This window comes from Escherichia sp. HH26CH, assembly GCF_009820205.1.
Lineage (GTDB): Bacteria > Pseudomonadota > Gammaproteobacteria > Enterobacterales > Enterobacteriaceae > Escherichia > Escherichia coli_F.
Genome location: NZ_VNXM01000064.1, coordinates 37,205 through 62,234, shown reverse-complemented (window position 1 = coordinate 62,234; position 25,030 = coordinate 37,205). Strand labels below are relative to the sequence as shown.

25 protein-coding genes, 3 tRNA genes and 1 pseudogene are annotated in these 25,030 nt (G+C 49.9%); 12 read left to right on the top strand and 17 right to left on the bottom strand.

The genetic code is table 11. The features are described 5' to 3' along the window. Positions 1–126: 126 nt before the first annotated feature. On the bottom strand, positions 127–1,347 hold the full coding sequence (locus FQ015_RS19900; protein ID WP_160524404.1) for an amino acid deaminase: 1,221 nt from the start codon (positions 1,345–1,347) through the stop codon (positions 127–129). A 200-nt stretch (positions 1,348–1,547) separates the two neighbouring features. Here FQ015_RS19900 and FQ015_RS19895 point away from each other — a divergent pair, with 200 nt between their 5' ends. The 3 genes from FQ015_RS19895 to FQ015_RS19885 all read left to right on the top strand — a co-directional run bounded on the left by FQ015_RS19895 (position 1,548) and on the right by FQ015_RS19885 (position 4,961). After that, complete coding sequence (locus FQ015_RS19895) at positions 1,548–2,990, top strand: N-acyl-D-amino-acid deacylase family protein (RefSeq protein ID WP_160524403.1); 1,443 nt, start codon at positions 1,548–1,550, stop codon at positions 2,988–2,990. A 9-nt stretch (positions 2,991–2,999) separates the two neighbouring features. Further along, entirely contained in the window at positions 3,000–3,389 is a 390-nt protein-coding gene (locus FQ015_RS19890) for a RidA family protein (RefSeq protein ID WP_000023754.1), read from the top strand. Positions 3,390–3,491: 102 nt separating this feature from the next. Then, positions 3,492–4,961 carry a sodium:solute symporter family protein gene (locus FQ015_RS19885; protein WP_001084236.1) on the top strand — a complete coding sequence of 490 codons (1,470 nt, stop codon included), beginning with the start codon at positions 3,492–3,494 and terminating at the stop codon, positions 4,959–4,961. Positions 4,962–4,970: 9 nt separating this feature from the next. On the opposite strand, the gene FQ015_RS19880 is transcribed toward FQ015_RS19885, so the two are convergent. Next, positions 4,971–5,834: a MurR/RpiR family transcriptional regulator gene (locus FQ015_RS19880; protein WP_039020398.1), complete on the bottom strand. Its 864-nt coding sequence runs from the start codon at positions 5,832–5,834 to the stop codon at positions 4,971–4,973. A 181-nt stretch (positions 5,835–6,015) separates the two neighbouring features. Between FQ015_RS19880 and tsr the strand changes: the two genes are divergently transcribed. Next, positions 6,016–7,671 carry a methyl-accepting chemotaxis protein gene (tsr, locus tag FQ015_RS19875; RefSeq protein ID WP_039020397.1) on the top strand — a complete coding sequence of 552 codons (1,656 nt, stop codon included), beginning with the start codon at positions 6,016–6,018 and terminating at the stop codon, positions 7,669–7,671. A gap of 47 nt (positions 7,672–7,718) precedes the next feature. Here the strand turns inward: tsr and FQ015_RS19870 are convergent, their stop codons facing one another. Together FQ015_RS19870 and FQ015_RS19865 are read right to left on the bottom strand one after the other, a co-directional pair. Next, positions 7,719–9,080 carry an MFS transporter gene (locus tag FQ015_RS19870; RefSeq protein ID WP_000410144.1) on the bottom strand — a complete coding sequence of 454 codons (1,362 nt, stop codon included), beginning with the start codon at positions 9,078–9,080 and terminating at the stop codon, positions 7,719–7,721. Between the two features lie 214 nt (positions 9,081–9,294). Beyond that, positions 9,295–10,209 (bottom strand): GntR family transcriptional regulator, encoded by a 915-nt coding sequence (locus FQ015_RS19865; protein WP_000091572.1) that lies wholly within the window; start codon positions 10,207–10,209, stop codon positions 9,295–9,297. A gap of 138 nt (positions 10,210–10,347) precedes the next feature. Between FQ015_RS19865 and lgoD the strand changes: the two genes are divergently transcribed. Further along, positions 10,348–11,373, top strand: coding sequence for an L-galactonate oxidoreductase (gene lgoD, locus FQ015_RS19860; RefSeq protein ID WP_000106034.1), 1,026 nt, complete (start codon positions 10,348–10,350; stop codon positions 11,371–11,373). A gap of 134 nt (positions 11,374–11,507) precedes the next feature. On the opposite strand, the gene opgB is transcribed toward lgoD, so the two are convergent. The 6 genes from opgB to FQ015_RS19830 form a co-directional block, all read right to left on the bottom strand. Then, positions 11,508–13,799 carry a phosphatidylglycerol--membrane-oligosaccharide glycerophosphotransferase gene (gene opgB, locus FQ015_RS19855; RefSeq protein WP_160524402.1) on the bottom strand — a complete coding sequence of 764 codons (2,292 nt, stop codon included), beginning with the start codon at positions 13,797–13,799 and terminating at the stop codon, positions 11,508–11,510. Positions 13,800–14,052: 253 nt separating this feature from the next. Beyond that, a complete protein-coding gene (yjjA, locus tag FQ015_RS19850; protein ID WP_077782364.1) occupies positions 14,053–14,547 on the bottom strand; it encodes a DUF2501 domain-containing protein YjjA in 495 nt (164 codons plus the stop codon). 48 nt (positions 14,548–14,595) lie between these two features. After that, positions 14,596–15,333 (bottom strand): DNA replication protein DnaC, encoded by a 738-nt coding sequence (gene dnaC / locus FQ015_RS19845; RefSeq protein WP_000799911.1) that lies wholly within the window; start codon positions 15,331–15,333, stop codon positions 14,596–14,598. 2 nt (positions 15,334–15,335) lie between these two features. Further along, positions 15,336–15,875 carry a primosomal protein DnaT gene (dnaT, locus tag FQ015_RS19840; RefSeq protein WP_000098818.1) on the bottom strand — a complete coding sequence of 180 codons (540 nt, stop codon included), beginning with the start codon at positions 15,873–15,875 and terminating at the stop codon, positions 15,336–15,338. A gap of 107 nt (positions 15,876–15,982) precedes the next feature. Continuing rightward, positions 15,983–16,456 carry a threonine/serine exporter gene (locus FQ015_RS19835; protein ID WP_000538188.1) on the bottom strand — a complete coding sequence of 158 codons (474 nt, stop codon included), beginning with the start codon at positions 16,454–16,456 and terminating at the stop codon, positions 15,983–15,985. After that, positions 16,447–17,217, bottom strand: coding sequence for a threonine/serine ThrE exporter family protein (locus tag FQ015_RS19830; protein WP_039020425.1), 771 nt, complete (start codon positions 17,215–17,217; stop codon positions 16,447–16,449). Before FQ015_RS19830 ends, FQ015_RS19835 begins: the two co-directional genes overlap by 10 nt. Before the next feature lie 620 nt (positions 17,218–17,837). Between FQ015_RS19830 and FQ015_RS19825 the strand changes: the two genes are divergently transcribed. Beyond that, a complete protein-coding gene (locus FQ015_RS19825; RefSeq protein ID WP_000936635.1) occupies positions 17,838–18,563 on the top strand; it encodes a helix-turn-helix domain-containing protein in 726 nt (241 codons plus the stop codon). After that, a complete protein-coding gene (gene bglJ, locus FQ015_RS19820; RefSeq protein ID WP_001353481.1) occupies positions 18,521–19,198 on the top strand; it encodes a DNA-binding transcriptional activator BglJ in 678 nt (225 codons plus the stop codon). Before FQ015_RS19825 ends, bglJ begins: the two co-directional genes overlap by 43 nt. A 38-nt stretch (positions 19,199–19,236) precedes the next feature. On the opposite strand, the gene fhuF is transcribed toward bglJ, so the two are convergent. After that, positions 19,237–20,025 (bottom strand): siderophore-iron reductase FhuF, encoded by a 789-nt coding sequence (gene fhuF / locus FQ015_RS19815; RefSeq protein ID WP_160524401.1) that lies wholly within the window; start codon positions 20,023–20,025, stop codon positions 19,237–19,239. A gap of 140 nt (positions 20,026–20,165) precedes the next feature. Between fhuF and FQ015_RS19810 the strand changes: the two genes are divergently transcribed. Continuing rightward, entirely contained in the window at positions 20,166–20,402 is a 237-nt protein-coding gene (locus tag FQ015_RS19810) for a DUF1435 domain-containing protein (protein ID WP_123057334.1), read from the top strand. 38 nt (positions 20,403–20,440) lie between these two features. On the opposite strand, the gene FQ015_RS19805 is transcribed toward FQ015_RS19810, so the two are convergent. From FQ015_RS19805 to rsmC, 6 genes are all read right to left on the bottom strand, one after another. Then, positions 20,441–20,527, bottom strand: a tRNA-Leu gene (locus FQ015_RS19805). Between the two features lie 33 nt (positions 20,528–20,560). Then, positions 20,561–20,647: transfer RNA gene (locus FQ015_RS19800), tRNA-Leu, on the bottom strand. Positions 20,648–20,675: 28 nt separating this feature from the next. Beyond that, positions 20,676–20,762, bottom strand: a tRNA-Leu gene (locus tag FQ015_RS19795). Between the two features lie 434 nt (positions 20,763–21,196). Beyond that, complete coding sequence (locus tag FQ015_RS19790) at positions 21,197–21,616, bottom strand: hypothetical protein (RefSeq protein ID WP_000711193.1); 420 nt, start codon at positions 21,614–21,616, stop codon at positions 21,197–21,199. Position 21,617: 1 nt separating this feature from the next. Continuing rightward, the gene (locus FQ015_RS19785) at positions 21,618–21,848 is read right to left on the bottom strand and encodes a CPCC family cysteine-rich protein (RefSeq protein WP_000430081.1); all 231 of its coding nucleotides are present in this window, start codon (positions 21,846–21,848) and stop codon (positions 21,618–21,620) included. A gap of 181 nt (positions 21,849–22,029) precedes the next feature. Next, positions 22,030–23,061, bottom strand: a complete 1,032-nt coding sequence (gene rsmC / locus FQ015_RS19780) for a 16S rRNA (guanine(1207)-N(2))-methyltransferase RsmC (protein ID WP_001272311.1) — start codon at positions 23,059–23,061, stop codon at positions 22,030–22,032. Positions 23,062–23,163: 102 nt separating this feature from the next. Between rsmC and holD the strand changes: the two genes are divergently transcribed. The 4 genes and pseudogenes from holD to FQ015_RS24755 all read left to right on the top strand — a co-directional run. After that, positions 23,164–23,577: a DNA polymerase III subunit psi gene (holD, locus tag FQ015_RS19775; RefSeq protein ID WP_000204018.1), complete on the top strand. Its 414-nt coding sequence runs from the start codon at positions 23,164–23,166 to the stop codon at positions 23,575–23,577. After that, positions 23,546–23,992 (top strand): ribosomal protein S18-alanine N-acetyltransferase, encoded by a 447-nt coding sequence (gene rimI, locus FQ015_RS19770; protein ID WP_001092471.1) that lies wholly within the window; start codon positions 23,546–23,548, stop codon positions 23,990–23,992. The genes holD and rimI overlap by 32 nt, the downstream gene beginning before the upstream one ends. Positions 23,993–24,006: 14 nt before the next feature. Further along, on the top strand, positions 24,007–24,684 hold the full coding sequence (gene yjjG / locus FQ015_RS19765; RefSeq protein WP_000870712.1) for a pyrimidine 5'-nucleotidase: 678 nt from the start codon (positions 24,007–24,009) through the stop codon (positions 24,682–24,684). A gap of 90 nt (positions 24,685–24,774) precedes the next feature. Further along, a pseudogene (locus FQ015_RS24755) lies at positions 24,775–24,843 on the top strand (hypothetical protein); the annotation flags it as partial. Between the last annotated feature and the right edge of the window lie 187 nt (positions 24,844–25,030).

The window sequence follows — 25,030 nt, the reverse complement described above, 5'->3', positions numbered from 1 at the left end:
GTTATATTTGGGACGTAAGCGGTCAGGAATGGCGGTGAGCGGTTGGGCAAGAATTATTCGTCGGGTGGATATGTGATTGAGATCACAATAAAAATGCCCCTTCGATAATTAACCGAAGGGGTATTCTTAGAAGAGAGTGTCTAATTCCGCCAGTACGTTGTAGTCGTCATCAGTCAATAACAACGCTTTCCATTTGTCGAAGGTCAGGCACGGATGCGATGTGCCAAACACCAGAATATCCCCCACTTGCACGTCGCTATTAGCTGACAGTTGCAACATGCAGTGCTGATCCATAATGCCTGTACTGCGAATCGCCTGTGGATCAAATGCCAGTGATTTGCCGTTGCGATAGTGGGCGATTGGTTGCGGCAGTCCGGCGTCGAAGGCGCAATCACGCTTACCAAAATTAACCACCGCACGAGCAGCTTCCGGCACCGATTGCACCATGGCGACCAGTTCCAGCGCAGATGTGAGATCGCCTGCCAGATCGCAGGCCACAGGATCGCGGGCAAGCAACTGTTGTTGTGCCGCGTCGTAGATCCCGGTGTCGTGAGTGATGTAGCAGCCAGGGCGAATAACAATGCGGCAGTTATCAGGCTTTTCTGCCGCCAGCCAGATATTGCACACCACGTCATACCAGACCGTGCCTGCTCCGGTGAGAATAAACTCGCCATCAACCAGACTTGCCATATCACAGGCCAGTTGTGCGGCATCCCGCAGCAGAGCTTCTACCTGCGGTTGTGGATCGTCACCGTGTAAAACACCTTCATATAACTCAAGCCCGCGCAGACGTAGCCCTGGTAATTGGGCCGCCTGTTTAGCCAGTGCCAGTGCGGCATCCGTTGAGCGGCAACCACAGCGTCCGCCGGGAACACCCAACTCAATCATCACGTTCAGTGTCTGTTGCTGACTGGCAAAAAAGGCAGACAAAGCGCGGGCGTTCTCAATGCTGTCGATACAGCAGATAAAATCGACCGTCGGGTAATGCCGTTGCAACTGGGCAATCAACTGCATATTCGCCTTGCCGACCAACTGGTTAACCATCAGCACTCGCTGAATACCGCTCGCCATTGCCGCACCAGCCTGCCATGCGCTACCGACACCTATTGCCCAGGCACCAGCTGCCTGCTGCGCCTGAAAAATCCACGGCGTCATGGTGGTTTTACCGTGCGGTGCCAGCGAAACGCCGCGCACGTCAGCGTAGCGTTGCATCCACGTAATGTTGTTCTCCAGGGCCTGCTTTTTAATGATCGCGGCAGGTAAACAGACATCTTCGGCAAGGAGATTTGCGGGCATTTGCATCAGGGCAGATTTATGGGGAACCAGAGGTTCTGAGTGGTATTTCATAACATTTACCTTTTAAGTTTTTCACCGTATCGGATGTGAGTATCATTTGTAACTAAATGAAATATAAATATTTAGTTTATTTATCTTATGATTTATGAATAAAAGTATCAGAAAATCATCTGGGTTTTGCGTAGTTTTCCACTGTTTTTCGTCCTTGTAAATGGTTAACTTGTCACCATTGCAGAAATGGAGTGACGAACATGCAGGTTGACTGGTTAATCAAAAATGTGACCGTTATCGACGGTAGCGGCGGCCCTGAATTTCGCGGTGACGTGGCAATAACAGGTGATCGGATTGTCGATATTGCCCCTGCGCTTAACGTTACGGCGCAGCAGGTCATTGACGGGGAAGGGCGGGTGCTGGCACCAGGGTTTATCGACGTTCATACCCATGACGATATCAACGTTATTCGCATCCCGGAATATCTGCCAAAGATCAGTCAGGGGATCACTACGGTGATTGTCGGTAACTGCGGGATTAGTGCGGCGTCGGCGAAAATGAAAGGTGAAGTTCCTGACCCGATGAATCTGTTGGGGGAAGCGGAGCACTTTATTTATCCTACCGTTGAAAGCTATGCCCAGGCAGTGGAAGCAGCCAGGCCGTCACTGAACGTTGGCACGCTGATTGGTCATACGGCGCTGCGTAATAACCATATGGACGACCTGTTTCGCCCGGCGACGGCGGATGAAATTGCCGCTATGCGTGCCGACTTACGTCTGGCGTTGAGTCAGGGGGCGCTGGGGTTAAGTTCCGGGCTGGCCTATGCCACAGCATTTCAGGCGACTACCGAAGAAGTCATGGCGCTGGCGGAAGAATTAGCCGGTGAGAAGGGCGTTTATACCACCCATCTGCGTTCTGAATTTGAACCGATTCTCGATGCCCTGGATGAGGCGTTTCGTATTGGGCGTCATGGCAAAGTGCCTGTCGTGGTTTCCCACCATAAATGCGCCGGGGCGAAAAACTGGGGGCGGACAAAAGAAACGTTGGCCTTTTTTGACCAAATGCGTCAACACCAGGAAATTGGCTGCGATGTCTACCCTTACTCAGCCAGCTCTTCAACGCTGGATCTCAAACAAGTCACCGACGAATTCGATATTGTGATCACCTGGTCACAAACGCATCCGCAGCAGGCCGGGAAAACACTGGCGCAAATCGCCATCGACTGGCAGATGAGTATGCTGGAGGCCGCGAAGCTGCTAATGCCTGCCGGGGCTATCTATTACAACATGGACGAGCGCGACGTCCGCCGAGTGTTGAGTTATCCGGTCAGTATGATTGGCTCTGACGGCCTGCCCAATGATCCCATGCCGCATCCACGTTTATGGGGCGCCTTCCCTCGTGTGCTGGGCCACTATTGCCGTGATGAAGGCTTATTCCCACTGACCACGGCTATCCACAAAATGACCGGGCTTTCTGCCAGCCGTTTTCGCCTGCCCCAGCGTGGACTGGTGAAAGTTGGCTATTTTGCGGACCTGGTGTTGTTCGATCCACAAACCATTCGTGATGTTGCCAGCTTTTCTGATCCCAAACGCCCGGCAGATGGCATTGAGGCGGTGATGGTGAACGGCGTTATGAGCTATGGTCGCGATAAACATATTACAGGCCGTGCGGGACGCTTCCTGTGCCGGCAGACCTCACATTAAGGAGTGAATATGAGCATTAAACGTTACGGTACGGAAGGTGGAACAGGCACTGGCGGGCAGCATTTGCCTTTTGCCAGGGCGGTTGAGGCGGGCGGCTGGCTGTACGTCTCCGGGCAAACACCCATGAAAAACGGTGAAGTGGTAGAAGGCGGAATCGTTGAACAGTCACGACTGGCGATCCAAAACTGTGTCGACATCATGACTGAAGCCGGTTATAGCTTGGCGGATGTGGTTCACGTGAAAGTGATCCTGACCGACGCCCGCTATTTCCAGTCATTTAATAAAGTATTCAGAGAATTTTTTGGCGAGAATCCGCCTGCACGTATTTGTTGTGTGGCTGATCTGGTTGTCGATTGTAAAGTCGAAGTCGATGTGACCTGTTATAACGCGACCCGCTAATAAATTTAAGAATTAAAAAAACAGACCGCAATTGAGTGCTGAATACATTCAGCACTCCGGGAACTCTTACATTATTCTCTCTCTACTGGCAGGATGTGAATTATGAACAGTCATATCTTTTTAGTCGGCTTTATTATTTATGCCATCGCCATGATTTGGCTTGGTTGGTTTGTTTCTCGTAATCAGAAAAGCGGAGAAGATTTTCTGTTGGGCGGGCGTTCGCTGCCGCTGTTTCTGACGCTGGGGTCAACCGTTGCCACGATGGTTGGCACGGGTTCCAGTATGGGCGCAGTGGGCTTTGGCTACAGCAATGGCTGGGCCGGAATGCTTTATGGCGTCGGTGGGGCCGTAGGTATATTACTGGTGGCGTGGCTGTTTGCACCGGTACGTAAATTACGTTTTATGACCATGAGTGAAGAAATATCTTATTATACTGGCGGCAGTCATTTAATTAAAAATATTGTCGGTCTGATGATATTTATTGCCTCTATTGGCTGGCTGGGGGCGCATATATTAGGTGGCAGTATGTATCTTGCCTGGGCGACGGGTATTGATCTTACTGTGGCAAAATTAATTATCGCCTTAGCCTTTGCGATATACGTTATTATCGGCGGTTATTCGGCGGTAGTGTGGACAGACACTATTCAGGCCCTAATTCTGTTCTTTGGCTTTATATTAATGGCTATTCTTGCCGTGGTTCACGTTGGCGGCTGGAGTGCGATTGAGCAGGCGATGGACCCAAAAGCGATGAGCCTATTTGCGATTGATAAAATGGGCGTGCTGCCTGCGCTTTCGCTGGCACTGGTTATTGGTGTCGGCGTACTGGCCACACCATCTTATCGCCAGCGTATTTACTCGGGAAAAGACGTTCCCTCTGTACGGCGTTCATTTGTTATTACTGGCGTGTTGTATCTGTTCTTCTCGATTCTGCCTGCCATTATCGGCATGGCGGCGTTCACCATGAACCCAAATCTGGAAAACAGCAACTACGCCTTCTTGTTCGCGACCAGCTTCTTACCTGCCATTCTTGGGCTGGTGGTGCTGATTGCCGGGCTTTCTGCCACCATGTCTTCTGCCAGTTCTGATGCCATTGCGGCAGTGGCGATTATGATGCGCGACGTCTACACCATGATTACCGGCAGAATGCCGCCGGAGGACAAGGCCATTACTTACTCACGCTGGATGTTGACCTTTGTTATTGGCCTGGCGCTGGTCTTTGCTCTGACCTCTAATGATATCATCAGCTACATTACCAAAATGATTTCGATGCTGATGTCCGGGCTGTTTATCTGCTCGATTCTCGGTCGCTTCTGGCTACGCTTTAACTGGCAGGGCGCGCTGGCGGCGTTAGTGAGCGGTATGGTGATGTCAATTGTGGTGCTGATGAATGCCGACTGGCTGGCTTACTGGGGTAACCCGTGTATTCCGTCAGTGCTGGGCAGCCTGGTCGCTGGCGTACTGGTGACGTTGGTAACGCCAGCAAGTCAGGTCAGCCGGGAAGAAGCTTTGGCTATTATCACCAATGAGCGTGAAAACCAGAGTGTCGTGATCACCAAACCTGAAGAAGCATAACCGACAATGCTAATCGCCAAGTGGCTGGCGGTTAGCGCCCCCACGGTGGCTGTCTAACACCAGTTTTATCCGCCGCAGGCGATCTTTCGCCTGCGCTTTATTTGCCATTGCCAGTTCCGTTGCCAGTACATCGACCATGGCTAACATCGCGTAGCGGGAAGGCGTGGGTTTAAAGATGTAATCACTCTCCTGAACCAGCAGCGGCAATACCAGATCTACCTGTTCTGCCAGCGGCGTTTGTGCTGGCGTAATGGCAATAACACGCGCGCCATACTGACGGGCGATTGCCGCACTTTCGATGATTTCCGGTGTATAACCGCCCAGCGACAGCACAATCACCACATCCTGCGGCATCACTGCCGAGCACATCATTCTCATCATCAGGGCATCATTCTGACTGACCACCGGTAGCCCCAGACGGAATAAACGGTACTGAATCTCCTGTGAACAGATAGTGGAACCGCCGCCAGCTCCTAACGCAAGAATTTGCCGCGCCTGACTTAACCAGCTTACAGCCTGGCTGATGGCATTCATATCCAGCGAACGACGATGCGTTTCCAGCACGCTAATAATCGCTTCGTAGATCCCCTGAACACCGTCAAGATCCGGTACATCGAGAATAAACCGCTGCCCGACAGCCAGTGACTGCGCCAGTTTGACTTTCAGCTCGCGGACATCTTTGCACCCCAGTGCACGGGCAAAACGCGTCACCGACGCCTGACTGGTTTGCGTTAACCGTGCCAGCTCAGCAATTGGCAGTTCCACCGCGGCGGGGACATCATCAAGAATAAATTGTGCGATACGCTTTTCAGTGGCTGTTAACGCCATAAACCGTTCGGTAATGCAGGAGATGATATCGATGCTATAAGCCATAGGAGTATCACTGGTTCGAAGAAGATTGATACTTTGTACCATAAACTGCCGCTATAGAGTGTGACCCTCACAAAAAACGCAAGTTTGCTGCAACAAAAGCAGTGCCGACGCTTTTCCACAGCATAAAGTTTTCCACCACCAGGCCGACAACCAGTGTATCTGTCTAGTGGAAAGAGAAACCATGTTAAAACGTATCAAGATCGTGACCAGCTTACTGCTGGTTTTGGCCGTTTTTGGCCTTTTACAACTGACATCAGGCGGTCTGTTCTTTAATGCCTTAAAGAATGACAAAGAAAATTTCACTGTTTTACAAACCATTCGCCAACAGCAATCCACGCTGAATGGCAGCTGGGTCGCGTTGTTGCAGACGCGTAACACCCTCAACCGCGCAGGTATCCGCTACATGATGGATCAGAACAATATTGGTAGCGGTTCAACCGTTGCCGAGCTGATGCAGAGTGCCAGTATTTCGCTGAAACAGGCGGAAAAAAACTGGGCGGATTACGAAGCATTGCCGCGTGACCCGCGTCAGAGCACCGCCGCAGCGGCAGAGATCAAACGTAATTACGATATTTATCACAATGCGCTGGCGGAACTGATCCAACTGTTAGGTGCAGGCAAAATCAACGAATTCTTTGATCAGCCGACTCAGGGATATCAGGACGGTTTCGAGAAGCAGTATGTGGCTTACATGGAGCAAAACGATCGGCTCTATGATATCGCTGTCAGCGATAACAATGCCTCCTACAGCCAGGCGATGTGGATTCTGGTGGGCGTGATGATCGTCGTACTGGCGGTCATCTTCGCCGTCTGGTTCGGTATTAAAGCCTCGTTGGTAGCGCCAATGAATCGCCTGATTGACAGCATTCGTCATATTGCAGGTGGCGATCTGGTGAAACCGATTGAGGTGGATGGTTCTAATGAGATGGGGCAACTGGCAGAGAGTTTGCGCCATATGCAGGGAGAGCTGATGCGTACCGTCGGTGATGTGCGCAACGGGGCCAATGCTATCTATAGCGGTGCCAGCGAAATCGCCACCGGTAATAACGATCTTTCTTCGCGCACTGAGCAACAGGCCGCTTCGCTGGAAGAGACGGCAGCCAGCATGGAGCAACTGACCGCAACGGTGAAACAGAACGCCGAGAATGCGCGTCAGGCTAGCCATCTGGCATTAAGTGCTTCCGAAACGGCTCAACGTGGCGGCAAAGTGGTTGATAACGTGGTGCAGACCATGCGCGATATCTCCACCAGCTCGCAGAAAATCGCCGATATTATCAGCGTAATTGACGGCATTGCCTTCCAGACCAATATTCTGGCTTTGAACGCGGCGGTTGAGGCTGCGCGCGCGGGTGAGCAAGGGCGCGGTTTTGCGGTGGTTGCGGGAGAAGTGCGTAATCTGGCCCAGCGTAGCGCTCAGGCGGCTCGCGAAATTAAAAGCCTGATTGAAGACTCGGTGGGCAAAGTGGATGTTGGCTCTACGCTGGTCGAAAGCGCCGGGGAAACCATGGCAGAGATTGTCAGCGCTGTGACCCGCGTGACGGACATTATGGGCGAAATTGCTTCGGCTTCTGATGAGCAGAGCCGTGGTATCGATCAGGTTGGCTTAGCGGTTGCTGAGATGGACCGGGTAACTCAACAGAACGCTGCGCTGGTGGAAGAATCTGCCGCTGCCGCCGCCGCGCTGGAAGAGCAGGCCAGTCGCCTGACCGAAGCTGTGGCAGTGTTCCGGATTCAGCAACAGCAGCGTGAAACATCGGCTGTGGTAAAAACCGTGACGCCAGCTGCGCCGCGTAAAATGGCCGTGGCAGATAGCGGAGAGAACTGGGAAACGTTTTAATCGCCATAAAATGCCCGATAAGCAAAATGTTATCGGGCATAGGGAAATTAATCTTTACGTGGGTCGTTGATCGGCTGACGAACCAGGAAGATGTATGCCAGTGCACCCGCCGCGGTGACGCAACCGCAGATGATTAGCGCCAGACGGAATGAGTGGGTGGTATCGACAATAAAACCAGTAATGATCGGCGCGAAAGAAGCGCAGATGAAGCTGGCAAAGTTCTGGATACTGCCCACCGATGCAGTCATGCGAGAAGCGACAGCGACGTGGATCAATCCCCAGCAGGATGTTCCAGCAAAGTGAATGCAGAACAGTGCCATGCCAATCAGCAGAACCGCCGTCATGGATGTTGTCGCTTGCGGTACGACCAGCGTAAAGGCGGCAGAACAGAACATCCCGGCAATAATGCAGATCTTACGGCTTTTAATCGGAGCCATTCCCCCTTTGACCAGCCAGTCGGTAACGTAACCGTTGACCAGCATCCCGGCAGCCCCAAACAGGAAAGGGATAGCCGCCATCAATCCTGTGCTTTTTAAATCCAGGTTATAGGCTGTTTGCAGGTAACCAGGAAGCCAGGCCAGATACAGCCACGCAGTGTAATTGATGCCACTGAATCCGAGCATCATTCCCCACATTGTGCGGTTACGGAACAGGCTGCGCCATTCAGCAAAACTGAGTGGATCACGGCGGGCATTGACGCTACCGGCATTGAGATAGGCTTGTTCAACGGCAGTCAGTTCTACGTGCTCGCGGTTGCGATAGAGCATATACCAACCGATGGCGAGAAAAATACCCAACACACCAATGGTAATAAACATCCCGCGCCAGCCCATCACCAGCATCATCGCCGCCAGAATCGGTGGGCTTACGGCAACGCCAATGGTAGAAGCTGCGTTGAAGAAGCCCATCGGGCGTCCGCGCTCTTTGATGTTGAACCAGTCGTTAATGACTTTTACACCGCATGGGTTCATCGGCGCTTCACCAATCCCCATACCGATACGCACCAACACGAACTGCGTAAAGCTGTGCACCATGCCAGACATTGCCTGGAACAGTGACCAGAAGAACATCCCCAGTCCCAGCATCAGGCGCGGGCCTTTACGATCCAATAGCGGGCCGCAAGGAAGCTGCGCAATCCCGTAGGCGAGTGAAAACACGGAGAGCAAAGCGCCGATTTCGGTGGCACTTAATCCCAATTCTTCACGAATCGTTAAATTTGCTACCGACAGTGAACTGCGGTCGAGATAATTGATTACCGCCGCAAAAAATAATAACAACATGGCGGTGGTTTGAATGCGTTTAATTCGGGTACTGCGTTGAACTAATCCATCTGGTGGCACGGGAATATCTGCCGACGAAGATGGAGTAAATGAAGAACGCGGATCGAGGGTGATATTTTCTTTTTCCACGCCGGACTCCTGTATTTATAATTTTAATTGTTTACGTAATTGTGCATTACGCAAGGTTGACATTAACGGCAGGTAAAAGTTTTAGGACTTTACTACCGCTCACAAAAACATTTTTAGTCGACTGATTGTGAGCATAGGTAAGCGGGAATTTTCCGGTATTTATCTTTTGATAAAACCGTGCACCCGCTAATAGTTTGCTGTTTTTAATCCGTACTTAATGAGCATAACGCGTGTTCTCATTAATGGATCGAATCATTGATTGTTTAGCTGAATTCAAATGGTTACGGAGCGCAAGGGTGGCATCCAGGTCACTGCGGCAAATCAGAGCGCTGAGAATGGTCATATGCTCATCGACGGCAATGATATTGCGCTGTTTAAGATCGCTTTCGTCCCATTGATAGTGAAAATGAAAGATGACTGAGATGATCTCAAGCGATTGATCAAAAAAGATATTATCGGCAGCTGAAAGCAGTAAGGAGTGAAAATCTCTGTCAAGTTGCGAGAACATGCGAAAGCTGTTGCCGATGTTGTCACGCAGTAGTCGATGACGTTCGAGCATGGTTTTCGCCTGCAGCCAGCGGGGATCATGATCAGGCAGGTTGAGAAAGTGCTGAAGTGAATGAGTTTCGAGCATTTCGCGTAGCTCAAATAGCTGCTCGGCGTAGGATTGATCGAATTGCTTCATGCTCCACTGGCCGCGCTTTTCGCTCTGAATAAGATTATAACGACCGAATTTTAAAAGATATTCTCTTACTACAACCGGGCTGACACCTGCGGCCCGAGCCAGTTGCAGTTCAGAAAAAGTTTCCCCTGGGCGTAACTGGCGCTGGTTTATCATCGTAAAAAAAGCCTGCTCAAACACTTTGTTTTGTTCACTCATTGAAGCGGTAGTACAGGCGAAACCGTCATCATGGTCAGGTTTACGCGCAATAACATAGTCGTTTCCAACCTGCGTCAAGACGCCGCATTCGCGTAAGTGGCTGAGAATATGACGCACTGTGGTGCGGCTGATGTTGTACATTTCCGCCAGCGCACTTTGCGATGGAAGTGGGGAAGGGATGTGACCCCGCGCCATATCATCAATGACCTGGTTAATCACATTGTGGCGTAAATTTTGTGAGCGACTCATATTTTCCTCCTTGTGAGTCCATTAAAACCCGATTTAAAACATTTTTATGCGTGTGTTTTCACAAAACAGATTTTCCGTTCCGCTGCCATTTTTCATTTTCATTGATATCTAAGGCAACAAAAAATGGAGAGCCGAATCATGTCTACGATGAATGTTTTAATTTGCCAGCAGCCGAAAGAATTAGTCTGGAAACAACGCGAGATACCTATTCCGGGTGACAATGAAGCATTAATAAAAATTAAGTCTGTCGGGATTTGCGGTACCGATATTCATGCCTGGGGTGGAAATCAACCATTTTTTAGTTATCCACGCGTTTTAGGCCATGAAATATGTGGGGAGATTGTTGGGCTGGGTAAAAATATTGCTGATCTTAAAAATGGTCAGCAAGTTGCTGTGATCCCTTATGTTGCCTGTCAGCAATGCCCGGCATGTAAAAGCGGTCGCACCAATTGCTGTGAAAAAATTTCAGTTATTGGTGTGCATCAGGATGGTGGTTTTAGTGAGTATTTGAGCGTGCCGGTGGCGAACATTTTGCCCGCAGACGGTATTGACCCGCAGGCGGCAGCATTGATTGAACCTTTCGCTATTAGCGCACATGCGGTGCGTCGTGCAGCCATTGCTCCCGGCGAGCAGGTGCTGGTGGTCGGGGCGGGGCCAATCGGTCTGGGCGCGGCGGCAATCGCTAAAGCTGATGGCGCACAGGTGGTGGTGGCGGATACCAGTCCGGCACGCCGAGAACATGTGGCAACGCGTCTGGAGTTGCCCGTGCTGGACCCGTCAGCCGAAGATTTTGACGCGCAGCTGCGGGCGCAGTTTGGTGGTTCGCTGGCGCAGAAAGTGATCGACGCGACAGGTAATCAACATGCGATGAATAACACCGTAAATCTGATTCGTCACGGCGGCACGGTGGTATTTGTCGGTCTGTTTAAAGGTGAGTTGCAGTTCTCCGATCCGGAATTCCATAAAAAAGAAACGACGATGATGGGCAGCCGCAACGCCACGCCGGAAGATTTCGCTAAAGTCGGTCGACTGATGGCGGAAGGAAAAATCACTGCAGACATGATGTTAACCCATCGCTATCCGTTCGCCACGCTGGCAGAAACCTATGAGCGCGATGTGATTAACAATCGTGAGTTGATTAAGGGTGTAATTACTTTCTTATAAGGCGAGATTATTAAAGTTGCCATGCAGCGTCCGGGGAAGTGTTGGGCGCTGTTTTTTTTGTTTCTTAATAATGTGTTGTGTGCCGGAGAAGGTGTGTAGGTCGCACCTTATGCGACCTACAAATCAGTCAGGAATTACCCTTCACGTTCCACCACTTTAATTTCCACCATGCCGATACCAAGCTTACGCGGCGAGTGTCCGAGGATATTCCCTTCGTTGGTTGAGACGGGTTCAGGTGGCACAATCACCAGCGTGTCAGCATCGGTTGGGTTATCGAAATGCAGCGTGGTGGTGGTTACTTCATTGCCCAGCACAAGGGTTTGTTCTTCATTGCCTACGCGTACCGGAATAGGACGGCTGGCGTTATTGCCGTATGCTTTGGCGGTAATCACCAGGTCAAATTTCTTCGGCAGCGGATGCTTGTACTCAATTTTGACTTCATCGCCCAGCTGTGCGTTGGACCAGCGGCCCCACGACTCCGGACGAGAAATCCCGCTAAACTGTTTCACCTCTTCTGGCGCACCGGCGACGTTAAAGATGAAACTGTCGGCTTTGTAGCGAATATCGTTATCAATAATCTTCAGCGTATCGACATTGCCTTTGTAACGCGCCATGTCGATGACCGTATCTTTAAATGCCGTTTTGCCCTTCCATGTTGTTTTATCAACATGCTGGACAATTTGCTGACCGCCAAGCTGCCCTTGCGAGACACACCAGTCGGTGGAAAGTGCCAGTTCCGGAGCCCAGAGTTGTGCCATCTTATAGCAACGGTCAACCCAGACGAAATTGTCGCGTGGAGCGAAATCGGCCAACTGGAAACGCAGCGGTGCTGAGTATTCACTTTCCGGCAGCGGTTCCACGCGTTTGTCTGAAACCCGCAACAGCAGCGGCAAACGGAAATGGCTACCCGAGAAGGCAATCATGTTTTTCTGCTGGTCGATGATGAACTCTTTCATCTCTTTAGGGAATTTCCACAGGCGGATGATATCTGGCTTCCACGCCAATGTTTTCTTTTTGATATTGAGGAAGATTTCCGACATCGACTGCCCGGATAAACTGCTACGACCAAGTCCGAGATAGTTATCGCCACCGAGAATGTCCAGCACCGTCGCGCCGTTATCCATCGTATTACGCTTCACCGCCAGCGTTTCTTGCTGCGGCTTGTCGCCACGAATGACGAAAAACAGATTATTGCGATCTTGCTTATTGAGGTATTTCCACGCCGTGTTGTTCATCGCTAAATGGTCAGACGAGACAACGATAACGGTATCCTTAAACCACGGTGACGCTTTGATTTTGTTGATAAACGTTGCGATGTTCTCCTGGCTGCAACTTACCGCACTGAATGACTGATTCGGCTTACCGTCAAAATCATATTTTTTGCGGTTACAGGTACGCGAGATAAAACCATCCGGGTGATGGGTATCGACTGTCAGGGTAAACAGTGAGAATCGCTGACCAGAGCGGGAAAGCTCTTCAAACTTTTTCCACGCTTCATCCAGCACGGTATCGTCGTAGAATCCCCAGTCGTTGCGATAGTGTGGGTCTGCCACCACGCTTTTCAGCTCTTCTGAGCCATATAAATGGTCGAAGCCGTGCGACTTCAGGAACACATCTTTACCGGCAAAACGCAGATTCGCGCCCTGCACGAAATAGTTCTGATAACCCGAGTTCTTCAGGATATCGCCCAGGCAGATGTTCTGTGGGAAGAAGCTGGAAACAGAAGCGGAGGCGTTGCCTTCAAAGGGAGCAAACAGCGGAATGCCGCACTGAGAAGCCACCATGCCTGCAATCGTGTAATCCGTTCCCGGCAGCTGCTGCGTATGGCTGAAATCCAGTCCTTCATTTTTCAACGCGCCCAGTTCAGGCGTGAGATCCGGGAAAGCTTCGTTATCAAAATAGGTTCGCTCGAGACTTTCGCCGTAGATATAAACCAGGTTGAGTTTCGGGTCAGGGATAGTTTTCGACGGCTCTTTATAATAAGCCGCAAAGTCCGGGTCGCCGTCGCGTGACTGGGATTTCACCAGTTCCGTTATCTGACGAAATGCCGGGCTGGCATCCACTGAACCCAGCGCCAGTAAGAGTGCCAGCAGGCTGTAACCAAAATGGTGCGGATGATGACGACGACGGCGCAGGATCCAGCCCAGCGCACCGAACACCGCCGTAAGCCCCAGCACAATGCCGATACCCGGCAGAATGTATTTGCTGACACCAGCACCGGTCAGGCTGTTGGTTAAGGTATAGAGAACCGCGTCGTTAATACCATCACCAGTAAAATAGTCGCTGGCAAACAGGGTGATATTTAAAACGACAAATAGCCCCAGCACCGTTAACGTGGCTGCAAACCACCAGGTGTTACGTCCCGCTTTCCATGCGTAAATCAGCACAGAGGCGAGAAAAAGGGCGAAAGAGAGTAGTTCTGACAACGGGCGATCCTCACTAAACCGGGCCGTTTAGCCAACGTTTAAGCTTTTTGAGAAACACAATGTAATGGCGTCGCCATATTGCTGCAATTCTAGTGTCAAAAAAATGCGATGTTGTTAGGAATTAGTTTATAAACAGACTTTTTTGATTACGGTCGCTTCCCGTGTAACAGGGGGAAAACCGTCCAGGAGCAGGGAAAAGGACAGGAGAGAGCCGCGTCAGCCGGGTAACAGCTAAAACGCGGCGTTTCGCGGATCAGGAAATGAAGTTTAGCCCCTGCTTTAACACCAGATCGCAGGCTTTGGTTTTCACCTTTTCTGCCAGCGGAGTCGTTCCGATGTTATCCAGATTGAGTTGCTGACCATCTTTGGTTTTCAGCAAACCCTGAATGCCATCCAGATAGTTGGTGTCTTCTTTTTGCTCTTCACTGTTCAGGCCCAGCTTTTCCAGCACCTGGTTCTTGATGTTTTCGGCATCGGTTACCGAAGCTAGCTTTTGCTTGGCGCAGTATTGCAGTATGCCTGCGGCATTGTTCATGTTATCTGCACTTAAGGCCTGGTTCCCGCTGCTAAGCAAGCTAGTTAATGAAGCGAGCGACCAACCGCCTTCTTGTGTCGTGCTGTTTTGGTTGCCAAGTTCGCTGGCGGCGCTGGAGAGCGCATCTTTCCAGGATGCAGCATGCACCCCGGTGGAAATTAATGCGCTGGCGGCAAGGGCACAGCACAGAAGGTGTTTAACAGTTTTCATCATTATTACTCAATGTGGAATTGTGTCGCAGTATACCGCCAGAAACGGGGATTAATACTCTTTACCCGTTACCCGGCTACGGTAGCTATCCCAGTTGAAGATCACCCACAAACTGTTACCCAGGCGCATACGATCCATCACGCGTTCGCCCAGCAACTTGGTCATCTCTTCCATATTACTGTTAGTCAGCATCCCTGTTGGGCGTTTGGAAGAAGAGCGGCGATCGACGATCTGGTTGATGATCACTTTTTCGTATTTCGATTCGGTCTGCACACCGATCTCATCGATCACCAGCAGATCAACGTTGCTCAGATCGTTAAGCAGTTGTTCTTCGCTGGTACCGCTATTCCTGAAGGTATCTTTCATCGCCGACATAATATCGGCCACGGTGATGATCAATACGGATTTACCGCGTAGCAGTAGCTCGTTGCAGATTGCCGCCGCCAGATGGTTTTTGCCGGTTCCTGGCTTGCCAGAAAAGATGAAGCTGGCGATGTTGCCGTCAAACTCTTCGACATACTGGCGCGCTTTGCTTAACGCATTCATCTGCCCTTCACACTCAACGCGATAGTTCTCAAAGGAGCAGTTCTGATGCAGTGGACGAATACCGGAGCGGTTAAAGGTGCGCTGCATTTTCATCGCCCGATTTTCACGTTCGAGAGCGGCGGAGCGGATCGCCCCTTGTTCTTTCTGCCACGCCAGTAGTTCTTCACCCGTTTTGAATGCAGGTTTGATATGGGCAGGCATCATTTTTTGCAGGCGTTGCATCAGGTCGCCAACGTTTTTCATCGTTACCCTCTGAATCCTGGTGGAATTTGGCTGTCAGGTTCACTGACCGTATTCACATCTCGTTTCGGCAGTCCGCCGTTGCTGGCACGGCCGATTTGCAGGCTGCGCGCCAGTTTTTGTTGCCACTGTACATGGTGAAAGACTTTACCTTCCGCCTGCCAGTAGGCAATGAATGAGGCCAGTTCTTCGGTGGTCACCGGCTCTCTTAGCGCCACGCCCCATAGCGCCGCCAGGCGGATAAAGTCGGCATCGGGTTGCCAGTCCGGATACATGGCGAATTTCCCCATGGGTACAGCAACGGGAGCGGCTTGCGGTTCCTGATAGAGTTGATCGTCCAGAGCGACATCGCTTCCTGGACGCGCCAGCTTTTCTTCCAGCGCCAGCAGTTCAGCCAGGCGCGCAGGCGTGACGGCATAAAACGCCGGGGCATTGTTAGCAAATACGGCAACCACACCGCCTTCAGCTTTTGCCAGAACGGTTTGGTGATCGTGTACCAGGGCGTCAATACCAACGACGTCCGGGGTCAAAACTCTGGAAGACATACTGTTTCTCAAATATGGAACGATGAACGAGAAGGGAGATAACTTTTATAGTAACACACGGAGGAGAGGAGGCTGTCTCTCATCCGCGTGCTTTAAGTGAGGCAATTTTATACGCGAGGGCGTTTGCGGTACAACCATAATCCAGGAATGGAAAGGCCGATGGATAATGCACCAACAATCGATGAAGCTGTAAGAAAGTTGGTTAACAGGGTAATCATCAACGGTTCGCTGTAACCTAGCTGGCTGATTTTTACCGCCGAAATCATTGCAGTATAAGCAGAGATGCCCGGAAACATGGGGATAACAGCCGCCACGGTAAACACTTTCGGATGTGCCAGATACCAGCGCGACCATTGAATACCAATGGTGCCGACCAGCATAGAGGCCATAAAGGTTGACCATTCAATATTCAGCCCGCTGGTCATTAAGATCATTCGGGAACCATGACCTATCGCACCAAGCAGCGCACACCAGCGTAACGCCCGAACGGGAACGTTGAACACCATCGCAAAGCCGACCGCTGGAATGGCGGCGAGGATCATATCCTGCGCCAACGCTAACAGAAATTCGATCACACCCATCCGCGTAGCCCCCAAATCGTCAGTGCCATCACCACGCCGACGCAGGTAGCCAGTGTCAGCAGACTGGCGATCGCCCAGCGTGCCAGTCCGGTATTGATGTGGCCTTTAAACATATCGGCGACGGCATTAATCAACGGAAAGCCCGGCACCAGCAAGAGAACGCTGGCGGCCATCGCAATGGTGGGGGTATTACTGAAAGTGGGAAGTTGCAAAAGCAAACCGGAAATGGTGGTGGCGGCGAAAGCGGTGAGGCAAAAGTTGATCTGTGGATGAAGATGACGTTGTGCCAGCAGCTGGCGGATATACATTGCGACCGTACTGGCAAAGAAGGTGATGACGGCACCGTCCCAGCCACCGTTATTGAGTTTACAGAAACAGGCGCAAGAAAGGCCGACCATCAAGGCTACCAGCCATCGCGGGTAACGTAATGGCTGAATTTGGCTAAATCTTTTCTCTACGCCTTTGTAATCCAGCAGATGATGCTCCGCCAGAATCACAATGTGCTGGACTTCAGTCACCACATGCATATTAATGCCGCGATCGTGATTTTTACGTGTCGATGTCAGGCATTGCCCATCTTTAATGGTTGTCAGCACGATGGCGTTCGAAGAGATAGAACTTTCGACGCTGTCCATTCCCAACGCCCGACCCAGTCGTGAGGAAAGTTCATCGACCAACGCGCTTTCCGCACCATGTTGCAAAAGAAATAATCCACACTGGATACAAAGCCGTGTTACGGCTCGCTGTTGCTCAGTTTGCATAACTCGCCCTTTGTCATAGACGTGCTGCGTATTGTTCAGATAATGAGAATCCATTTGTATCATGAAGCGCGGTTGTTTTGCGGCAGGTTAAGATCAAAATTGCGCTGATTAATCCTGGTTATCGGGAGAGGCTCGGAGGGTAAAAAACGAATAATCTCAAGCTGTAAACAAATTATAACGTGAATATTATCGACATAATGAATGTATAGTCTGGTTTTTACGAATCGGGATTATCGATAACTGAGTGATTTTTTAGGCTTTAAAAAAGATAAAACCATCAGATTTTATTGAATAAATATTGATTGTGTGATTTTTTATTTTGCGAGAAGAAATATTTTTTAATTATAAATTAAATGAATGAGAATTCTGTTTTTCATTAAGTATTTCTAACAACTTAATGTAGATATTTTAAATGTCTCCAGGCTATTTCACCAGGTTATCATTTGATGCTAACCTTCTGACACATGCAGTGGAGTTGTTGTGCAGCAGGAGTATGCTGATATGAAAGTGAATGCTAAGGATAATTTATTCGCTTAATCTATTAATTTGCTGGAAACATTTAAGGAATGAATATCCTGAATAGACCATCATGATTTTTAGACAGTGGATGTGGAGGAAATATGTTGCCAGGATGCTGCAAAAATGGAATTGTTATCAGTAAAATACCTGTTATGCAAGCAGGGTTAAAAGAGGTCATGAGGACTCACTTCCCTGAATATGAAATAATATCCAGCGCCTCTGCGGAGGACCTTACCTTATTACAATTACGTCGTTCCGGATTAGTCATTGCTGATTTAGCCGGTGAAAGTGAAGATCCACGTTCTGTTTGTGAACATTATTATTCTTTAATCTCACAATATCGGGAAATTCACTGGGTTTTCATGGTGTCACGCTCCTGGTATTCCCAGGCGGTAGAACTTCTCATGTGCCCTACGGCGACATTATTGTCTGATGTTGAACCCATTGAGAATCTGGTTAAGACCGTGCGTTCTGGCAATACGCACGCAGAGCGTATCAGCGCCATGCTGACCTCTCCGGCAATGACTGAAACTCATGATTTTAGCTATCGCTCCGTCATTCTCACTCTTTCAGAGCGCAAAGTGCTGCGGCTATTAGGTAAAGGATGGGGCATCAACCAGATAGCTTCATTGCTTAAGAAAAGTAATAAAACTATCAGCGCCCAAAAAAACAGTGCGATGCGTCGACTGGCAATTCACAGCAACGCTGAAATGTATGCATGGATAAATAGCGCGCAGGGTGCAAGAGAACTTAACTTGCCTTCTGTTTATGGAGATGCCGCAGAATGGAACACAGCCGAATTAAGAAGAGAAATGTCGCACTCATAGAAAAATGCGTCATGAGCAGTATCGGTATTGAGAGTTTATTCAGAAAGTTTGCAGGTAACCCTTATAAGCTCCATATCTATACCAGTCAGGAGTCATTTCAGGATGCCATGTCGCGGATCTCGTTTGCGGCGGTCATTTTTTCTTTTTCTGCCATGAGAAGTAAACGCAGAGAGGGATTATCTTGCCTGACTGAACTGGCGATTAAGTTTCCGCGTACCCGCCGTTTAGTTATTGCGGATGATGATATTGAAGCTCGGCTGATTGGTTCATTGTCGCCATCACCGCTGGACGGTGTATTAAGTAAAGCGTCGACGCTGGAGATTTTTCATCAAGAACTCTTTTTGTCATTAAATGGTGTGCGTCAGGCGACCGACCGATTGAACAATCAGTGGTATATTAACCAAAGCCGGACGCTAAGCCCGACGGAGAGAGAAATATTGCGCTTTATGTCGCGTGGCTACTCAATGACACAAATTGCCGAGCAGCTTAAACGCAATATCAAAACGATCCGCGCGCATAAATTTAATGTAATGTCGAAACTGGGCGTCAGTTCTGATGCAGGGTTGTTGGAGGCCGCAGACATTCTGTTATGTATGCGTCATTGCGAAGCAAGTAACGTGTTGCACCCCTATTAATACGCTTAATGCCGGGTTTACTTCCCCGGCAAATTTTTCTATTTCAGCGTACAGTCACCACATTGCTGCACATCCGGCAAGCGATAACGCTGGCAGCAAGTGCGGCGCACCAGCAGGCCGTCGCGCAGCACCACGGTACGCCAGAGTGGATTATCTTCACCGGTAGTGAGCGTTTTCTCAAAAAAGAGGGCATGGCGCAGCGATTCAACCGTCGCCTCGCCGAGCAGCTGCTTCATCTCAGTGAGGTACCAGTTGATCAAATAACCGGTATTACTCCAGATAAGTTTACCGTTAATTTCTCCATTCGCTTCTAATGCTTGCACAACCGGAACAAGCGCCTTGCTAATTAACGTTTCCATTCGCTGCTGCGGTGAATGTGGTGTTGCGTTTTTATCTTCATACACATCGACCCAGAAACAGGCGGCGCGTCCGGTTTCGTGAAACTCAACGTGGAAATGTTCCGGCGACACATCTAATGCTTTTTCCTGCGTTAACAGGGCCAGCATTAATGGCGGCACCATCAGGCCGATGTACCATTGCGCCCACAGGGAGATCAGCGGCTTATTCTCGCGGATCATCGTTGGTTGATTGCGGTAGATATGATCGGAATAAACAGCTAACAGAGAACTTAACGCATTCGGTGATGACCATTGCGCCAGCGTCAGGGCACTAAATGGGGCGGGTTCATCCAGGCGGATAAACTCCAGCAAATGTTCACGATTTTCTGCGATCGTCGACCGTACTGCTTCTGCAAGTCCAGGATCCTGCGGCTGGAGATGCGTTCGCCAGATAACATCTTCATAGAGCGGTGCGGAACGATAGGCCATAATCGGGATAGTAATCTAAATGATAATGATTGCTAATCCTAGCGATAGGCTTACCCGATAGCAAGGGATTTCTCTGACTTGCAAATGATAAAAACTATCATATGATATTAGTTATCATTATCAATGAAAGAGATGAAACCATGTTGCAACGTATGCTGGGCAGTGGTTGGGGAGTGTTGCTGCCGGGATTGCTGATTGCAGGGCTGATGTATGCGGATTTATCGCCGGATCAGTGGCGGATTGTTATTCTGATGGGATTGGTGTTGACGCCAGTGATGTTGTATCACAAACAGTTACGGCATTACATTTTGCTACCATCGTGCCTGGCGCTTATTGCTGGTGTCATGCTGATGATAATGAACTGGAATCAGGGATGAAAAAACAAGGAAGAAACAAGAAAGGAAGTAAAGATAATTGGTGCGAGGGGGGGGACTTGAACCCCCACGTCCGTAAGGACACTAACACCTGAAGCTAGCGCGTCTACCAATTCCGCCACCTTCGCACAGTCATCTTACTTTTTTGATATCGCCTCGTTTGGTGCGAGGGGGGGGACTTGAACCCCCACGTCCGTAAGAACACTAACACCTGAAGCTAGCGCGTCTACCAATTCCGCCACCTTCGCCCAGTGCGAGCAATATCAACGTGGATTTTGGTGCGAGGGGGGGGACTTGAACCCCCACGTCCGTAAGGACACTAACACCTGAAGCTAGCGCGTCTACCAATTCCGCCACCTTCGCATACCATCAATTCTTAAAAAGAATTGCTACCACGGAGGCGCATTCTAGTGGTTTTCAGCTTTTCGTCAATAGTTAATTATCGCCAGATGTGTAATTGCTGGAAAAATGGCCATCGGCGGATTGTGGATAATTCGGTTGTCGGTCGGATAAAGCGTTCAGGCCTTACCTGACACGACATGTAGGCACAGATGCCAAATGCGACGCTGGCGCGTCTTATCTGGCCTACGAAGGGCTAACGTGCAGGTTTTGTATGTTGGATAAGGCGTTCACGCCGCATCCGACACGGTATGCGGGTACTGTTGCGTGAATTCTCGTTCGCAATATTTTTCAGAATCAATTTCAATATCCCTTGTGTAGTATTCATCACAAAGGATGTCAAAATTATCAATAAACGCAGTATGATAATCCGGGAGTTTTGCTCTGGCAATGTAGCATCATTTTTTTAACTTCCGTGAGATAGTGATTTTTTTAGCAATGATTTCAATGTAGAAGTCATGACTTTGGACAATGTAATGCGTGTATGTTCCTGAGTCATATAATTTCCAGTCAGTAAAATGCTCTGTTCTTTCGTTCTCGAGTTTTTCCAGCCATGATGACACCGGGACTACCCAGTAACATGAAGCAAAGTCATTCTCACCACAAGGAGTATAGTATCTGCGATCTTTATTGCGTTCATAACGCGTAGCCCATACTTCTGTAAATTCAACAACACCCTTAAATCTGGAGTATTTTGTTGAAGCTCTCCAGAGAGGAAAACTGATTATTAATGAATCACCAATACTTTCAATATGAACATAATCATTTGGTGCCTGCCAGTAAGGCAATTCAATAGCGTATGCGTAATCTTTTTTCATTTTATTTTTTGCTTTTAATTACAATTTGCGCTATTTGTTTTTGAAAAATTTCCGTTTTTTTATATTCATTCGGTGTGGCGTGGTTACAACTACTGTACTGATCGCCTGTCTTACCGTCATTCTGCCAGTGGCATACGGGACAGATCTCAAAAAAAGCATCTTCCTTGCTGGCGAAAACAAGATACCCGCAAGCATTACAAGCTATACCAGACATTGATGAGTTATTTTCCATATTATGATTATCCTTGAATTCGCGCAAAGAGATAGTACACATGCTTGATTGTTGAAAGGATGCTTATTAAGTGTGTGAGGCACCGATTAAACCGAAAAAAGGTGCTAACCGCCGCATTCTTAGAGTAAAAAAAACAGTCATATGCCCGATGTGCAAACTCATCGGGCTCATATGGGGATACTCAACCTTTCTTCGCCTGGCGGGTCATAATGGCGCGATACACCTTGAATCGCCCGGTTTGCGCGATAACTTCATGGAAGCCAAATGTCTCATCCAGCACGTCCGGGTAAGGCAGGAAGGCGTTCGCTACAATTCGCAGCTCGCCGCCACTATTAAGATGACGCACCGCGCCGCGAATCAGCGTTTGCGCCGCATCGAGGCTGGTTTGCATCCCATCGTGGAACGGCGGGTTGGAGATGATCATATCAAAACGACCTTTCACCTCGGAAAAGACGTTGCTGGCAAAGACTTCACCTTCAACGCCGTTGGCGGCAAGCGTCGCACGGCTGGCTTCTACCGCTGGCGCAGAGACATCGCACAACGTGAGACGAATTTTCGGCGAATGGCGCGCAAAGGCAACTGAAAGCACACCAGCACCACAGCCGACATCCAGCACTTTACCTTTCGTGTGCGGAGTTAACGTCGAGAGCAGCAACTGGCTACCGACATCCAGACCGTCGCGGCTAAACACGCCCGGCAACGTTTTGACCGTCAGGCCATCGACGTTATATTCGCCCCAGAATTTATCGGCATCAAATACCGGCTGTTTTTCCAGACGACCAAAATAGAGGCCACAGCGACGGGCGCTGTCCACCTTATTCAACGGCGCATAATCTGCAAGCATCTGCTCGGCGCTGCGCACGCCGCTGCGGTTCTCGCCAACAACAAAAATATCCGTCCCCACCGGCAGCAGAGAAAGTAAATTCATCAACTGAAACTGGGCTTCCGGTTTGTTCTTCGGCCAGTAGTAAATCAGCGTATCGCAATCTGCGACGTCATCCGCCGTGGCGACCAGACTAAAACGGGCGTTATCCCCCATCTGGCGGCTTAACACCTGCCAGTGGTGGAATTGCTGGGTATGAGCACGGCTGGCCGCGGTATCTAAACGCGCGGGCAGGTCATCCTGTAAGTCTCCGGCAAAAAGAATACGGCTTTGTTCGAAATCATCACTGTGACGCAGCAAGACTTCACTTGCCGGGGTAAATGCAGACATGGAATGCTCCTCAATTGATACTGGCGGCGATTATAGCCATATGTTGGCGCGGTATCGACGAATTTGCTATATTTGCGCCCCTGACAACAGGAGCGATTCGCTATGACATCCCGACGAGACTGGCAGTTACAGCAGCTGGGCATTACCCAGTGGTCGCTGCGTCGCCCTGGCGCGTTGCAGGGGGAGATTGCCATTGCGATCCCGGCACACGTCCGTCTGGTGATGGTGGCAAACGATCTTCCCGCCCTGACCGATCCTTTAGTGAGCGATGTTCTGCGTGCATTAACCGTCAGCCCCGACCAGGTGCTGCAACTGACGCCAGAAAAGATCGCGATGCTGCCGCAAGGCAGTCGCTGCAACAGCTGGCGGTTGGGTACTGATGAACCGCTATCACTGGAAGGCGCTCAGGTGGCATCACCGGCGCTCACCGAATTACGGGCAAACCCAACGGCACGCGCCGCGTTATGGCAACAAATTTGCACATATGAACACGATTTCTTCCCTCGAAACGACTGATTTACCAACGGCTTTCCACATTGAACAACGCGCCCACGCCTTTCCGTGGAGTGAAAAAACCTTTGCCAGTAATCAGGGCGAGCGTTATCTCAACTTTCAGTTAACGCAAAACGGCAAAATGGCGGCGTTTGCGATTACGCAAGTGGTGCTGGATGAAGCTACATTGTTCAATATTGCGGTCGATCCCGACTATCAGCGTCAGGGGCTGGGAAGGGCGCTGCTGGAACATCTGATCGACGAACTGGAAAAACGCGGCGTGGCGACACTATGGCTGGAAGTCCGTGCCTCAAACGCTGCCGCCATTGCCCTGTACGAAAGTTTAGGCTTTAACGAGGCGACGATTCGCCGCAATTACTACCCCACCAAGGACGGTCGCGAAGACGCCATCATCATGGCGTTGCCAATCAGTATGTAAGACAAGGTGGAATAATGAAGTGGGACTGGATTTTCTTTGATGCCGATGAAACGCTGTTTACCTTTGACTCGTTCACCGGCCTGCAGCGGATGTTTCTTGATTACAGCGTCACTTTTACCGCTGAAGATTTTCAGGACTATCAGGCCGTTAACAAGCCCCTGTGGGTAGATTATCAAAACGGTGCGATCACTTCATTACAGCTTCAGCACGGGCGTTTTGAGAGCTGGGCCGAACGGCTGAACGTCGAGCCAGGTAAACTCAACGAGGCCTTCATTAATGCGATGGCAGAAATCTGCACGCCGCTGCCGGGCGCGGTTTCCTTGCTTAACGCCATTCGTGGCAACGCCAAAATCGGCATCATCACCAACGGCTTTAGCGCCTTGCAGCAAGTGCGTCTGGAACGCACGGGCCTGCGTGATTATTTCGATTTGTTGGTGATTTCCGAAGAAGTTGGCGTAGCCAAACCGAATAAGAAAATTTTCGATTATGCGCTGGAACAGGCGGGCAATCCTGACCGTTCACGCGTGCTGATGGTTGGCGACACTGCCGAGTCCGATATTCTCGGTGGCATCAACGCCGGGCTTGCGACCTGCTGGCTGAATGCGCACAATCGCGAGCAACCAGAAGGCATCGCGCCTACCTGGACCGTTTCTTCGTTGCACGAACTGGAGCAGCTCCTGTGTAAACACTGATTGCCTCCCCCCCGTTGATGGGTAAAATAGCCGCAATTTTTCGTTTTCAACAAGCGCGGCGCGATGCCGCTTACTCAAGAAGAAAGAATTATGACGTTGTCTCCTTATTTGCAAGAGGTGGCGAAGCGCCGCACTTTTGCCATTATTTCTCACCCCAATAATTAATCCCAAATTAAAGCTCTTTTACTCTTTCAAAATCCTTTCAGTTAATTGAGGTCTAGCTATATAACTCATTTAAATACATTTGGTTATGTAACTTCTTTAATTGAAAATTCTTTCATGTAACTTTAAATCGATCAGGTTGCTTTCATCAAAAATCTGTACATATGCTTGTACATAATGTACA